A 13688-nucleotide genomic window follows, 5' to 3' on the forward strand; every position below is an offset into this window, starting at 1 on the left:
TTTCGTTACCACTATCCTAATATGTTCTTCCTATTATCGTCTATTTTTTTGCTCAATTTAATAACGTATTCACAATTTTACTGTACTTTCTCACTGTTGCAGCGGAAATGGAATATTGTTTTGCCGCATCGGCTTGAGTAATAGACTGGTTTTGTTCTTTCGCCCATATATATGTGACGGCTGCGGCCCATGCATTTACGTTCACATGCTGAAAATCATAGGATTGTTTATATACCTGTACATATACATAAAACCAAAAGCTTAAAAGATCCTGGATATCACTTTCAGTCTGCGATTCCATCTCCAGCTCAATAACATCTGCCACCTCAAAAATCACATGGTGTTTATCCTGCCATACATACGTATATACTTCATCTAAAAGTGTACTCATATGTATGGACGACTTGATTTCTTCTAAAAGAAGCAGACGCTGTTGTTCAGGAAGCTTCTTCGCCATATACAGACTGTAAAGCTGATCATGAACATTTTTTGTTGCACATTTCTTTTTCGCTGTAACATCCACTTTCGATTGAAAAACCTTCGCAGCTTTTTGACTGATGCGCCAAGGCTCCTCTCCTTCTTTATCAGGAACGTCTTCCAATGCCAGCTTCCACATTTCTTTAGCGAACGCTTCACGTCCAGTATAGTAAGAGGCATATGAGAGCCAATAATGAAATGAGTTGTCTCCTTGAAATCCTTGTGTATAAAGCTTTTTTAACCATCTGTATGATAGTTTGTATTGACCAATCAACGCAAATGTTGCTCCAAGCTTATAGCGGTGTTCAAAGGACATCGGATAAACGCGGCTAAGCCCGTCTGTAAGCTCCTCAACTTCTTTTTGCTTATGGCAATAATAATAGAAAATCAGCTGATTGCATAACGCATGAAGATTTCCAGGGTTTTTCTCCAATACTTCATTCAGCAAATCCATTGCCTCATCAATTTTATTTAAATAAAAATAAGCTAACGCTAAATTATTATATGCAGACCAGAATTCTGGATACTCATCAATTATTTCAGTTAACAAATCCACTGCTTCTTCAAAATTCGTTGCTTCAAGCAGTCTTTTTGCTTGTTCTTGTTTTATAATCAGCATGTCGCCTAGCTGACTTTTAGGCTCTTCATCTTCTTCATCCACATCAATTGATAGTAAATCTAACAGATCTGTAGCCGATCGAAAGAGGTCACCATTTGGAAAATGCTCAATGTAATACATCGCGTATTTTTTTGATTCTTCAAACAGTCCAAGATGCGCATAGCTGTTGGCTATATAGTAGTAACAGCTTCCTAATGTATCGTCCATATGATGAATCACATGGAGAAAAAGCTCGTTGGCATCTTGATAATCTCCCCGCTCCGTTAAAGCTACTCCAACGTTTGTAAGAAGCTGTGGATTACGGGCATTTTCTTTGTTTGCACGCGTTAAATACTTGAGCGCTTTATCTGACTCCTCTTCTTCAAACGCCTGCAGCGCTTTTTCGAAATAGAAGTCACCCGTTTGCGAAAATGGAATTACTTGTGCCATTTTTTGAATTACTTTTGAGTGTTTTTCCATTAAGCCCTCCAAATAAGTTGATAATTTCGACGTTCGTAGTATATCACATTTGCCAAGAAGTTTAATACCTCTATTCAAAAAAGGAGCCTGCAAGCAGTCGTTTCTTGACGCAAATAAGAGAAGGTTTTGCCTCTTTTATCTAAAATGAGACAACTCCTTCTCTCTTTTCACTATGTAGCTATTAGCTAGAGTGACGCTCTTTTAATACTGATAGGACATCGTCTAAAGGCAGCTTTTGCTCACGAAGTAAAACAAGTACGTGGTACAATAAATCTGCAACTTCCCACTTCAGCTCATCATGGTCACGATTTTTTGCTGCAATAATGACTTCACCAGCTTCTTCTCCTACTTTTTTGAGGATTTTATCTACGCCTTTATCAAACAAGTACGTCGTATAAGCTCCTTCTGGCATTTCAGCTTCACGCTTAGCGATTACTTCTTCTAGCTCATTAATAATAGCAAACCGATTATCATTTTGTTTATTTTCACCAAGAATTGTTTCATTAAAACAGCTGTAAGCCCCCGTATGACAAGCAGGACCTTGAGGCTCCACTTTTACAACAAGAGAATCAGCATCACAGTCATATGCCATGCTTACAATCTTTTGTGTATTTCCTGAGGTTGCGCCTTTGTGCCACAACTCTTGTCGAGAACGGCTGTAAAACCACGTTTCACGTGTATCAATTGATTTTTGAAGTGATTCTTCGTTCATATAAGCCAATGTTAAAACTTCTTTGCTCACAGCATCTTGTACAATAGCTGGTACAAGTCCATCACTGTTGAATTTAATGTTTTCAATCGTCATCGAATGCTCACTCCTTGTTGTTTTGCATAGCTTTTAATTTCTTTTACAGATGTTTCTTTATAGTGAAAGATCGAAGCCGCCAAAGCCGCGTCAGCTTCTCCTTTTTCAAACGCATCGACAAAATGTTGACCATTTCCTGCGCCGCCAGAAGCAATAACAGGAACACTCACCGCTTGGCTAACTGCTTTGGTTAATGCTAAGTCAAACCCTGACTTTTCGCCGTCTTTATCCATACTCGTTAACAAGATCTCACCCGCACCGCGCTTCACTGCTTCTCTTGCCCAGTCGATTACTTCCCAGTCCGTTGCGTTGCGGCCTCCGTGTGTATAGACTCGCCATGATTGTAAACTTTCATCGTACTTAGCATCGATGGCTACCACAATACACTGAGCCCCAAAAAAGTCGGACCCTTCTGTAATCAGTGCTGGATTGAGTACGGCCGCTGTATTTAATGACACTTTGTCTGCACCAGCACGAAGCATTCTCTTCATATCTTCTAATGCATTAATTCCTCCGCCCACCGTAAAAGGAATCGCTAGATGAGATGCTACTTCTTCTACAACATGTACCATTGTTTTGCGTCCTTCATGAGAAGCAGAGATATCTAAAAAGACTAATTCGTCTGCGCCTTCTTCATCGTAAAATTTCGCCAACTCTACAGGATCTCCTGCATCTCGAAGTTCCACAAACTGAACTCCTTTTACCACACGGCCGTCCTTTACATCTAAACAAGGAATGATTCGTTTTGTAATCATTACGCTTTCACCTCTTGAAGTGCTTCAGCTACTGTAAACTTATTTGTATAAAGTGCTTTTCCTACAATCGCACCAATAACGCCGTCAGCTTCATATTTCTTTAGTGCATCTAGATCAGCAAGTTTACTAACTCCACCTGATGCAATCACACCTTTTCCCGTAGCCTTAGCCATTTCAACAATCCCTTCCACATTAGGACCAGACAGCATGCCATCCGTAGAAATATCCGTGAAAATAAATGTTTGCGCACCAGCATTAGCCAATTCTTTTCCTAGTTCTGTCGCTTTGATTGTAGATGTTTCCACCCAGCCTTCCGTCGCAACGTAGCCATCACGTGCATCAATACCAATAGCAATACGTGCACCATATTCCTTCAGCATTTTTTTCACAAATTCAGGATTAGAAATAGCTGCACTTCCTAAAATAACGCGGTCAATTCCGTTTTCTAAATAGTAAGCAACATCAGCTTCTGAGCGAATGCCTCCTCCAATTTGCACACGTACATTTAATTTCTTTTTCACGCCTAGCACAAATTCATCATTCACGCGCTTGGCCGCTTTTGCGCCGTCTAAATCAACCATGTGAATCCACTGAGCGCCTTCACTTGTGAATTGTGTGGCCATATCTACCGGAGAATCTCCGTACACCGTTTCTTTTGTGTAATCTCCTTGAAGCAAACGGACGCACTTTCCTCCGCGCATATCAATGGCTGGATATATTTCAAATTTGCTCATACGATGGGCTCCTTTTCTCTACGAAGTTTGCATAATTTTGCAGCATTTGCATTCCGATTTCACTGCTTTTTTCAGGGTGGAATTGAGTACCAAATACGTGTTCTTTTCCAACAACTGCTGGAACTTCAACGTCATAAGGACTTGTTGCTAAAAGCACGTCTTGGTCATTTGTTTTTACGTAATAAGAGTGAACAAAGTACACGTGTCCTTCACTGATTCCATCAAGCAGAGCAGACGGCTGATGAAAATCTAAAGAGTTCCAGCCCATATGCGGAACTTTATATGTCTGTCCTTCGGCAGTAATGCCGGGAATACGCTCGACTCTTCCTTTTAACAGTTCCAGCCCTTTTGTTACGCCGTTCTCATCGCTTTCTTCAAATAAAAGCTGCATACCTAAACAAATTCCAAGCAAAGGCATTCCTTTTGCTACTTCTTCTTTAATAAAGTCCGTCAGCTTTGTTTGATTCAGCTGTTCCATCGCATCTTTGAATGCTCCAACTCCGGGAAGGATCAGCCCTTTTGCCTTTCTTAGTTCTGCCGGATCTGCGGAGATAATATAGTCATAGTTTAATCGTTCAAGAGCTTTACTTACGCTGTATAAGTTGCCCATCCCATAGTCGATAATTCCAATCATTTACAACATCCCTTTCGTCGAAGGCACACCTTTGACACGCGGATCAATCGTTGTCGCTTCGTCCAAAGCACGTGCTAAAGCCTTAAATACCGCTTCAATAATGTGGTGTGTATTTTTACCGTAGTGTACAATTACATGTACATTCATGCGAGATTCTAATGCAAATTTCCATAAAAATTCATACACAAGTTCTGTATCAAATGTACCGACGCGCGACGCGGGAATGTCACCTTTAAATTCAAAATGAGGACGATTGCTTAAATCCACTACAACTTGAGCCAACGCGTCATCCATTGGTACAAAAGCATTTCCATAGCGCTTAATTCCTTTTTTATCACCGAGCGCTTCTTTGAACGTTTGACCAAGGCAAATACCGATATCTTCCGTTGTATGGTGATCATCTATCTCCGTGTCTCCATCTGCTTTTACATCAAGGTTAAATTGTCCGTGTTTTGTAAATAAATCGAGCATATGATTTAAAAAAGGAACGCCTGTATCAATGTTCGCTTTTCCTTCTCCATCGATTCCAATCGCTAATGCAATATCCGTTTCGTTTGTTGTACGTTTAATACTTGACTCTCTCATTGTGAAACTCCTTTCAACTGTGCATGTAATAAGTAAAGAAAAGAACATTTCTACTCTTTTCTTTTAATCTCCACCTTATTTTTTAAAGCGTTCTTCAACCGCCCTTGCATGAGCTTCTAGCCCTTCTAAACGAGCAAACGCTGCGATTTTCGAGACATTTTTCTGCAGGGCTTGTTGGCTGTATGAAATGATACTAGACTTCTTCACAAATGAATCAACTGATAAAGGACTTGAGAATTTCGCTGTCCCATTGGTTGGAAGAACATGGTTTGGTCCCGCGAAATAATCGCCAACAGGTTCTGAGCTGTATCTTCCTAGAAAAATAGCACCGGCATGACGAATGGAACCTAAAAGTTCAAGCGGACTTTCAGTCATAATTTCTAAATGCTCAGGAGCTAATTGATTAACAGCTTCAACCGCTTCTTCTAATGACCCTGTCACATAAATAGCACCATGGTTATCAATAGAAGGTTTTGCAATTTCTTTACGAGGTAAAGATTCTACTTGTCTTTCTACTTCTTCTTTAACAGTTTCGGCTAATTTCATAGAAGGCGTGACTAAAATGCTTGAAGCTAATTTGTCATGTTCTGCTTGAGACAATAAATCAGCTGCCACTTCGTTCGGCTTAGCCGTTTCGTCTGCTAGTACGACAATTTCACTAGGTCCAGCAATTGAGTCAATGTCTACTAATCCATATACTTCTCTTTTCGCTAATGCAACAAAGATATTACCAGGCCCTACAATTTTATCGACAGGTTTAATTGTTTCTGTTCCATAGGCAAGTGCTCCTATCGCTTGAGCTCCCCCTACTTTATAAATCTCTTCGACCCCAAGCTCATTCGCTGCTACCACTACTCCAGCAGGCAGCGCGCCGTCTTTTCCTGGAGGTGAAACCATCACAATACGTTTTACCCCTGCCACTTGCGCAGGAATAACATTCATTAAAACGGAAGAAGGATACGCCGCAAGGCCTCCCGGTACATAAACACCTACTGCATCTAAAGGCGTTACTTTCTGACCTAAAATGGTGCCGTCTTCTTTTGTTGTCATCCAAGACTGCTCGACCATTCTTTCGTGGTAATCACGAATGTTGTCAGCCGCTTCACGAATGATTGACAGCATATCTGCATCAACCAGCTCATAAGCACGCTTCTTTTCTTGTTCTGTCACAAGTAAAGAAGAAAGCTCAACGCCGTCAAATTGTGCTGTATACCTTTTTAAAGCTTCGTCTTTTTGCTCTTGCACCTGCTTTAAAATATTTACGACAATTTCTCTTTGAGCACTCGTCCCTTGATCAATCGTACGTTTTAAGCTCACTTGTTCTGTTACACGTGTAATTTTCAATGTATGTCACCTCTTTTATACAGGTTGAACCACTTGGGCTAAACGATTCACTAAATCATCAATTCGTTCGTCTTTTAAACGATAGCTCACCGGGTTCACAATCAAACGCGATGTAATATCTTCAATGTGCTCCAATTCAACAAGTCCGTTCTCTTTTAGTGTTTGTCCCGTTGATACAATATCAACGATCCGATCAGCCAGGCCGATTAAAGGCGCTAATTCAATGGAACCATTCAATTTAATAATTTCTACTTGCTCTCCTTGCTCCCTGAAATAAGTAGATGCTACATTTGGATATTTGGTTGCCACTTTTTGAGCAATTTCTGATTTTTTAGCATTAGGCAAACCGGCAACGGCCAGATGACATTTACTAATATTTAAATCCAACAGCTCATAGACATCTCGTTCTTCTTCTAACATTACGTCTTTACCTGCAATACCAAGATCCGCTACCCCGTATTCTACGTAAGTAGTAACGTCCATTGGTTTTGCTAAAATAAAGCGCATGTTCTCTTCAGGAATGTCTACAATCAGCTTGCGCGAATCGTCAAATTCTGGCGGCAATTGAAAGTCTGCTTGACGCAAAAGTTCAGCTGCTTCTTCAAAAATACGTCCTTTTGGCATTGCAATTGTTAATAGTTCACTCATTATTGTCCCCCCTTGCCTCGTTTTCCAATTAGAAACGTGACTTCTTCAAACTGTGCAGTAAATACATCAACATCATCAACGCCTGCAATCTCCTGAGTCACTACCCGATATCCTTGCTTGCGCTGTTCAGCAGCTAAAGCTAATGCCTCATCTAAACGCTCCTGGCTATATAATATGCCGTATACTGCTGAAGGCTCATATACTTCTTCGCCCAGCGCTTCAATTAAGCGGTCGAGCTGAATTCCAAATCCTGTAGCTGGTGTTTTAGACGCAAATTTTTCAAGAAGCTGGTCATAACGTCCTCCATTACCGATATGGAAACCAACGTTTTCAGCAAAGACTTCAAATAAAATACCTGTGTAATAGCTCATATGACTGACTAAGTTAAAATCAATTTTAATCTCATCCGTTACACCGTACGCATCAAGCATATTCCATAGCTTTTTCAAATCACCTGCTGCTTTTTTACCAGCTTCGTTTTCAACTAGTTCAACCGCTTCTTCAATCTTCTTTTCATCTCCGCGCAGGTTAAGCAGCTGAAGGAGACGCTGTTTATCAATAGAAGATAGATTCAAATCTTTTACATGATTACGATAACCCACGTAATTTTTCTCATATAAAAAGCGGCGAAGCACGTTAGCACGTTCTTCATTTCCGACAATTTCTAAAAAAAGCGAATTAACAAACCCTATGTGGCCAATTGCCACTTTAAATGATTTAAGTCCCGCTCTTTTTAATGCGCCGATCATGAGAGCAATGACTTCAGCATCGCTGCTCATCGTAGCATCTCCAATTAGCTCAACGCCTATTTGTTCAAACTCCGCCGGGCGGCCGCCCTCACGCTGCTGAGCTCGGAATACATTTGCTTCATAAGCTAAGCGCAAAGGAGAATTATTTAAAAGTTTTGAAGCGGCCACACGTGCAAATGGCGTTGTTACATCCGGTCGCAGCACAAGCGTATGCCCTTCTTTATCTAAAAGTTTAAACAATTGTTGATCTAAAATAGCTGATGCGCTTCCTACCGTCTCGTAATATTCCACCGTAGGCGTTGCCATATATTGATAGCCCCAGCTGCTGATTTCATCTGCCAGCTGATTGCGAACTTGTTTTTTTCTTTCAAAAAGAGCTGGCAGGGTATCTCTCATTCCAAGGGGTTTTTCAAACATAAATAACTTTGACATTCCGACACGTCCTTTAAGCTTGATTTTATCTATTAAGGAACCATTGATAGGTTGTTTTTACTTTATCACGCTAATGTATTAGCGTGATAACAAATTAAAGTTATTGATAGTTTACACCCGATAAAGTCAGCCGTCAACCGCCAGCTGTTCAAATTTACAAAAAAAACCACAGCTTAGTTCTTGCTAAGTTGTGGCTTTAGGTTCTGCTTCCCTGCGCTTTTCCATTTCTTCTTTTGTATAGATGACACGCATAGGGTTACCTCCAACAAAGAAACCGGGTGCTACATCTTTATGAACCACCGTTCCAGCTGCTACAACCGCTTCATTGCCGATTGTTACACCTGGAAGGATGGTGCTATTTGCTCCAATCATCACTTCATCCCCAATGATGACATCTCCAAGACGATATTCCGTTATCAGATATTCATGAGCGAGAATAGTCGTATTGTATCCAATGACCGTATTGCGTCCTACTTGTATTTTTTCAGGAAACATAATATCGAGCATCACCATAAGGGCAAAGGATGTATGAGGCCCTACTTTCATCCCTAAGCACGTTTTATACAGCCAGTTTTTCATCGAAAGAAAAGGCGTATAGCGAGCGCATTGAATGATTAGGAAGTTGCGCACTACTTTCCAAAAAGGCACGGTCTTATAGACATGCCAAAGGGAATTAGCTCCTTTAACCGGATAGCGCGTCGTTTTTCTCACTGACGTTCTCCTTTTAATATATCAATTAAATCCGTCATATTTTCTAAAATAATATCAGGATTATAAGAAGCGATATGATCTCTTCCTTTTGCACTCCAAGCAACTCCAGCTGTTTTCGTATAAGCTCTTTGGCCAGAAACGATGTCGTGATGGTTATCTCCCACCATCAGTGCTTCTTCAGGTTTAGCATCAAGCAGCTTCAGTGCTTTTTCTACTGGCTCAGGATGCGGCTTTGCATTTGTTACGTCTTCAATTGCGACAATCGTATCAAAGAACTGGTCTAACTTTGTTAACTTAAGCCCCATCATGACCGTATTTCTTTGCTTTGTTGTGACAATACCTAATTTATAATTCTGCTCGTGCAGCCATTTAACTGTTTCAAGAACGCCTTCAAATTCTTTAACAAGCAAATCATGATTAGCTAGATTATGCGTGCGATACATCTCAATCATTTCGTTTACTTTCGTTTTATCCATTTCTACAAACGTGTCGTATAAAGGAGGTCCCATAAACTGTAAAATATCTTCACGAGTATATTGTTCAGGATAATAGTGATTAAGCGTATGAGTAAACGAGGCAATAATTAATTCATTGGTATCAATTAACGTACCGTCTAAATCAAACAAAACCGTATTAATCGTCATTATTCATTTCCTTCCCTTGCGTCAAATCAAGTTTGTGTAAATCTTGTAGCTTTTCTTCATTTACACCTTAGATTGTGCTTCTTCATTCTCTAAGTATTTCTGTTTACTCATTCCCGTCACGCGGCGGACAATAATTAAAATAATGGCTATTACAATCAGTACAAGTGAAACAACTTGAGCGATTCTGAGTGTATGCGTCAGCATTAAACTATCCGTGCGAAGCCCTTCTACAAAGAAGCGTCCAACTGAGTACCAGATTAAATAAGATAAGAAAATTTCTCCTTTTCGCAGACTGGTGCGGCGAAGTACCATCAACAGGATAAATCCGGCAAAATCCCATAATGATTCGTATAAAAACGTAGGATGATAATATGTACCGTTAATATACATTTGGTTAATAATAAAATTTGGAAGATGCAACCCTTCTAAAAAAGCACGGGTAACCGGCCCCCCGTGTGCCTCTTGATTCATAAAGTTGCCCCAGCGCCCAATGGCTTGGCCAAGGATTAAACTAGGCGCAGCAATATCAGCCAGCTTCCAAAATGAAATCTTTTTTACTTTCGAATATACAATGGCAGTTAATACGCCTCCGATTAAGCCACCATGAATGGCAATCCCACCTTGCCAAATCTGAGGTATTTCATTTAAATGCTTTGAATAGTATCCCCATTCAAAGGATACATAATAAATTCGTGCACAAATAATAGCTATTGGCACAGCAAATAAGATAAGATCAACAAATGTATCTTTTGATAAGCCTCTTCTTACGCTTTCTCTTGTCGCAATATAAAGACCTAATAGAACACCTGCACCGATAATTACGCCGTACCAGTAGACCGTTAGAGGGCCAATTTCAAGGAACACGCGATCTAACGGCTGAATAGTTGCTTCCACAAGTTAACACCCTTTCTTATAAATCTTCACGATCTCCTTCTTCAATTACATCTGTTAGACGCGCGGAAAATTGTTCTGCTGCGTTAATACCCATACGCTTTAAGCGGAAGTTCATTGCCGCCACTTCAATGATAACAGCTAAGTTTCGTCCCGGACGTACTGGCAATGTAATTTTTGTAACGTCTGTATCAATAATTTTCATTTTATCTTCTTCTAAACCAAGGCGATCATAATGTTTCTGCTGATCCCATGTCTCTAACTGAATAACAAGTGAAATTCGCTTATAGCTTCGTACAGCTCCTGCGCCGAATAGCGTCATCACATTGATGATCCCTAGTCCTCGAATTTCAAGCAAATGCTCGATTAAACCAGGCGCATTTCCTACAAGCGTGTCTTGATCTTCTTGACGGATTTCCACACAGTCATCGGCTACTAGACGATGTCCCCTCTTAACAAGCTCTAGAGCTGTTTCACTTTTACCAACGCCGCTTTTCCCCATGATTAATACACCAATTCCGTATATATCAACTAATACGCCGTGCATGGCAGTAGTAGGTGCTAGCCGGCTTTCAAGAAAATTCGTTAAATGGCTGGAAAGTCGCGTTGTTTTAAAGCTTGAACGCAGCACAGGAACTGATTCACGCTCTGAAGCTTCGATAAGTTCTTTCGGTACATCCATTTCGCGCGAAACAATGATAGCCGGCGTGATATCTGTACACATCTTTTCCATTCGAACTTTTTTTTGTTCATCATCTAATTGTTTAAAAAATGATAGTTCTGTTTTACCTAACAGCTGGATACGTTCTGCTGGGTAATATGTAAAATAACCTGCCATTTCAATACCTGGACGTGAAATATCACTTGTTGAAATAGGGCGGTCGATTCCTTCTTCTCCGCTAATAAGCTCTAATTTAAATTTCTCAATGATGTCTTTTGTACGTACTTTAACCACCGTGCATCCTCCTTTTATGAACAGTCATATATCTGTTCATGTCTACAGTATATCCAACTCTCGCTTTTATGTCGCGTTTGATTCTACTAGCCATTTTATTTTATCATTAATACGGAAAGAAAAGAAAAAAAAGATGGCATAGGCTGCATCGCCTTACCATCTTTTTTAGAAAATTAAATATTGCAAGAAAGTTATCTTCTATTTTGAAGCGGTTCAACAATCACTCGTTGAATAAGCGCATTTAAAAGCGACATAATTACTGAGGCTAAAAGTGCTGTACCAAACCCGTCAATATTAAAAGAATCTCCCATAACACTTTGTGTAATCATCAGCGTAATGGCATTAATGACGAATAAAAACAGCCCAAGCGTAAGAAATGTCACCGGCAGGGTAAGTAAAACTAAAATTGGCTTAACAAACACGTTCAAAATAGATAGAATCAAGCTGGCGATAATAGCTGCACTGACTGATTCCAAGTGGAAAGTGTCGATATAACCTGCAATTACGATTAATACGAGGGCATTGATTAAAATACTAATGATTCCACGCAATAACATCTTTAGAAATCTCCTTCTTCATTTGGAACTAAAAACACAAAAATCATATATAAAATGACCGGAGTACCTACTGTAAAAAATAAACTGATGATAAACAATACGCGGAGTAGTGAAGCATCTATTCCGATATACTGAGAAATACCGCCGATAACACCCGCAAGCTTGCGATTTGTTCGCGAACGATACAACTTTCGCACGTTAATCATCTCCTTTGTTTTTTTACTAAAACAAGCGTTTTCTATTTTATAACAATTGAGCCCGTTTTGGATTCAGCTAACAATTTATAGCCTTTCGGCGAAGCGACATTTGCTTTGAAACGAAGTTGTTTCATCACCGTTTCTTTTTTCTCATCTACTATTTCCATCTCAGGAAGTGTACACGTAAAATTCCCAAAGTTAGATTTCAAATCTCCATCAACGGAGAGATGAGGCGGCGTATAGAGCGTAATGCTTCCTGTAGTCGTTTTGAAAAATGCTTTTTCAATGCGCTCTCCTTTTAAATACGTATCAATATCTCCGTTAAATGTCTGAACATCAATCTTTTTTGTATCTCCATCAAATTTAACCGTTCCATTGATTGTTTCAAGCTCACATTTCGAAGCGAGTATTCGAGAAAGTTCCATATGCCCGTTTGATGTCTCCATTTCAAGAGAATGGCTGTTCACATCGTAAAAGCGGATGGTACCATTAGCTGTTTTGGCTTTCAGGTCTCGTACGCTTAGTCTTTCCCCATCGATTGAACCATTAAACATACGGAGCTTGACGCGTTCATATTCCATTTCTGGAATATAAATAATCGCTTTCACCTTCATTTGCTTTTGCTGAATTGCAAAGCGCAATTTGCCATTTTCGATGGAAAATGCCGTATGCTGCAAGAAAGTGCGGCGCGCTTCATCCGAATTCTCTACTTTGTAGATAGCAGCTTCACATTCTATTCGTACTTCTGTACTCCCCCAAGGGCGGAGTTGAACGCTTCCATTTGCTAAATCTACGTCAATCTCTTGAATATATGCTTCTGATTGTTGAAAGATGTGCTGAACGTCAATCGAAGGACCAAAGTTAAAATCTAAATCTCCTTCTTTTACTTTTTTTACCGTTTGATCTACAAATGTAAATAATTTTTCCTTTAAAGAGCTTTGAGATGACTTAGAAGCGTACGTTTTTTTCTGTTTTCCTCCTACATAAGGGGATAGCTCAGCTTTATCAGGCGTAGCATAGGAAGAATCATTAGCTGAGTCTTTTTCCAGTGAATTTAGCAAAGTTAAAGCCTCATCTACGCTAAGTTTCCCTTCTTCTACCATCTGTAAAATTTGTTTGCGCTTTTCACTCATACGTTCCATCTCCTCTTTACGTTTTAGTCATTTAACTTTCTATCTGCTTAATATTTGTATCCCTTTTACAATATTCCATACAAACACAACAACATTAACTAAAGAAACAATAACTAAAGCTACAATTAAAAGAATAAATACCGTTCCACTAGAGCCAGTAAGAGCAGGAAGCAAGAAAAATAAGAATAAGATCGCTGTAGCGATAGGTAATAAATGTGACAAAAATGCAGTTTTTGCATGTTCCTTTACTTCTATGTTATGAACAACAAAATAAATAATAATAGGTAATAAAAATGGTGCAAAGAAAACGCTAAAATAATTTAAGGAAGATAGTATGCGATTTCCTTCCATAATAATCA

17 protein-coding genes are annotated in these 13688 nt (G+C 39.6%); all 17 read right to left on the reverse strand.

Translation table 11 applies throughout. The features are described 5' to 3' along the window. Window positions 1-52: 52 nt before the first annotated feature. Window positions 53-1555 carry a tetratricopeptide repeat protein gene (locus MMB69_RS22245; protein ID WP_264408670.1) on the reverse strand — a complete coding sequence of 501 codons (1503 nt, stop codon included), beginning with the start codon at window positions 1553-1555 and terminating at the stop codon, window positions 53-55. 181 nt (window positions 1556-1736) lie between these two features. Beyond that, entirely contained in the window at window positions 1737-2360 is a 624-nt protein-coding gene (gene hisIE, locus MMB69_RS22250; RefSeq protein ID WP_013059715.1) for a bifunctional phosphoribosyl-AMP cyclohydrolase/phosphoribosyl-ATP diphosphatase HisIE, read from the reverse strand. Further along, window positions 2357-3115 carry an imidazole glycerol phosphate synthase subunit HisF gene (hisF, locus tag MMB69_RS22255; protein WP_221785830.1) on the reverse strand — a complete coding sequence of 253 codons (759 nt, stop codon included), beginning with the start codon at window positions 3113-3115 and terminating at the stop codon, window positions 2357-2359. Before hisF ends, hisIE begins: the two co-directional genes overlap by 4 nt. Then, a complete protein-coding gene (gene hisA, locus MMB69_RS22260; protein WP_277448467.1) occupies window positions 3115-3849 on the reverse strand; it encodes a 1-(5-phosphoribosyl)-5-[(5-phosphoribosylamino)methylideneamino]imidazole-4-carboxamide isomerase in 735 nt (244 codons plus the stop codon). Before hisA ends, hisF begins: the two co-directional genes overlap by 1 nt. Continuing rightward, complete coding sequence (hisH, locus tag MMB69_RS22265) at window positions 3836-4483, reverse strand: imidazole glycerol phosphate synthase subunit HisH (RefSeq protein WP_221785832.1); 648 nt, start codon at window positions 4481-4483, stop codon at window positions 3836-3838. The genes hisA and hisH overlap by 14 nt, the downstream gene beginning before the upstream one ends. Next, window positions 4484-5068, reverse strand: coding sequence for an imidazoleglycerol-phosphate dehydratase HisB (gene hisB, locus MMB69_RS22270; protein WP_013059719.1), 585 nt, complete (start codon window positions 5066-5068; stop codon window positions 4484-4486). Between the two features lie 75 nt (window positions 5069-5143). Beyond that, window positions 5144-6412: a histidinol dehydrogenase gene (hisD, locus tag MMB69_RS22275; protein WP_221785833.1), complete on the reverse strand. Its 1269-nt coding sequence runs from the start codon at window positions 6410-6412 to the stop codon at window positions 5144-5146. Window positions 6413-6427: 15 nt separating this feature from the next. After that, window positions 6428-7060 (reverse strand): ATP phosphoribosyltransferase, encoded by a 633-nt coding sequence (hisG, locus tag MMB69_RS22280; protein WP_013059721.1) that lies wholly within the window; start codon window positions 7058-7060, stop codon window positions 6428-6430. Further along, window positions 7060-8241 (reverse strand): ATP phosphoribosyltransferase regulatory subunit, encoded by a 1182-nt coding sequence (locus MMB69_RS22285; protein WP_043977360.1) that lies wholly within the window; start codon window positions 8239-8241, stop codon window positions 7060-7062. The genes hisG and MMB69_RS22285 overlap by 1 nt, the downstream gene beginning before the upstream one ends. A gap of 183 nt (window positions 8242-8424) precedes the next feature. Next, on the reverse strand, window positions 8425-8952 hold the full coding sequence (locus tag MMB69_RS22290) for an acyltransferase (RefSeq protein ID WP_144633527.1): 528 nt from the start codon (window positions 8950-8952) through the stop codon (window positions 8425-8427). Beyond that, window positions 8949-9596, reverse strand: a complete 648-nt coding sequence (gene ppaX, locus MMB69_RS22295) for a pyrophosphatase PpaX (protein ID WP_071269862.1) — start codon at window positions 9594-9596, stop codon at window positions 8949-8951. The genes MMB69_RS22290 and ppaX overlap by 4 nt, the downstream gene beginning before the upstream one ends. A gap of 60 nt (window positions 9597-9656) precedes the next feature. Further along, window positions 9657-10490: a prolipoprotein diacylglyceryl transferase gene (lgt, locus tag MMB69_RS22300; protein ID WP_221785834.1), complete on the reverse strand. Its 834-nt coding sequence runs from the start codon at window positions 10488-10490 to the stop codon at window positions 9657-9659. A 16-nt stretch (window positions 10491-10506) separates the two neighbouring features. Then, on the reverse strand, window positions 10507-11442 hold the full coding sequence (hprK, locus tag MMB69_RS22305) for an HPr(Ser) kinase/phosphatase (protein ID WP_013085404.1): 936 nt from the start codon (window positions 11440-11442) through the stop codon (window positions 10507-10509). A 191-nt stretch (window positions 11443-11633) separates the two neighbouring features. Continuing rightward, window positions 11634-11999, reverse strand: coding sequence for a phage holin family protein (locus MMB69_RS22310; protein WP_221785835.1), 366 nt, complete (start codon window positions 11997-11999; stop codon window positions 11634-11636). Between the two features lie 2 nt (window positions 12000-12001). Continuing rightward, a complete protein-coding gene (locus tag MMB69_RS22315; RefSeq protein ID WP_013059728.1) occupies window positions 12002-12196 on the reverse strand; it encodes a PspC domain-containing protein in 195 nt (64 codons plus the stop codon). A gap of 41 nt (window positions 12197-12237) precedes the next feature. Next, complete coding sequence (locus MMB69_RS22320) at window positions 12238-13329, reverse strand: DUF4097 family beta strand repeat-containing protein (RefSeq protein WP_057244835.1); 1092 nt, start codon at window positions 13327-13329, stop codon at window positions 12238-12240. Window positions 13330-13368: 39 nt separating this feature from the next. Further along, a complete protein-coding gene (locus tag MMB69_RS22325; protein WP_221785836.1) occupies window positions 13369-13680 on the reverse strand; it encodes a hypothetical protein in 312 nt (103 codons plus the stop codon). Window positions 13681-13688 lie beyond the last annotated feature (8 nt).

This window comes from Priestia sp. P5 (assembly GCF_029522155.1).
Classification (GTDB): domain Bacteria; phylum Bacillota; class Bacilli; order Bacillales; family Bacillaceae_H; genus Priestia; species Priestia megaterium_E.

What these genes read in the sequence shown, in the direction of transcription:
- MMB69_RS22285 (WP_043977360.1), bottom strand. Translation starts at nt 8,241, where the DNA reads ATGTCAAAGTTATTTATGTTTGAAAAACCCCTTGGAATGAGAGATACC.
- ppaX (WP_071269862.1), bottom strand. Translation starts at nt 9,596, where the DNA reads ATGACGATTAATACGGTTTTGTTTGATTTAGACGGTACGTTAATTGAT.
- hisA (WP_277448467.1), bottom strand. Translation starts at nt 3,849, where the DNA reads ATGAGCAAATTTGAAATATATCCAGCCATTGATATGCGCGGAGGAAAG.
- MMB69_RS22245 (WP_264408670.1), bottom strand. Translation starts at nt 1,555, where the DNA reads ATGGAAAAACACTCAAAAGTAATTCAAAAAATGGCACAAGTAATTCCA.
- MMB69_RS22325 (WP_221785836.1), bottom strand. Translation starts at nt 13,680, where the DNA reads ATGGAAGGAAATCGCATACTATCTTCCTTAAATTATTTTAGCGTTTTC.
- hisG (WP_013059721.1), bottom strand. Translation starts at nt 7,060, where the DNA reads ATGAGTGAACTATTAACAATTGCAATGCCAAAAGGACGTATTTTTGAA.
- hisIE (WP_013059715.1), bottom strand. Translation starts at nt 2,360, where the DNA reads ATGACGATTGAAAACATTAAATTCAACAGTGATGGACTTGTACCAGCT.
- hisF (WP_221785830.1), bottom strand. Translation starts at nt 3,115, where the DNA reads ATGATTACAAAACGAATCATTCCTTGTTTAGATGTAAAGGACGGCCGT.
- MMB69_RS22310 (WP_221785835.1), bottom strand. Translation starts at nt 11,999, where the DNA reads ATGTTATTGCGTGGAATCATTAGTATTTTAATCAATGCCCTCGTATTA.
- hisB (WP_013059719.1), bottom strand. Translation starts at nt 5,068, where the DNA reads ATGAGAGAGTCAAGTATTAAACGTACAACAAACGAAACGGATATTGCA.
- MMB69_RS22320 (WP_057244835.1), bottom strand. Translation starts at nt 13,329, where the DNA reads ATGAGTGAAAAGCGCAAACAAATTTTACAGATGGTAGAAGAAGGGAAA.
- hisH (WP_221785832.1), bottom strand. Translation starts at nt 4,483, where the DNA reads ATGATTGGAATTATCGACTATGGGATGGGCAACTTATACAGCGTAAGT.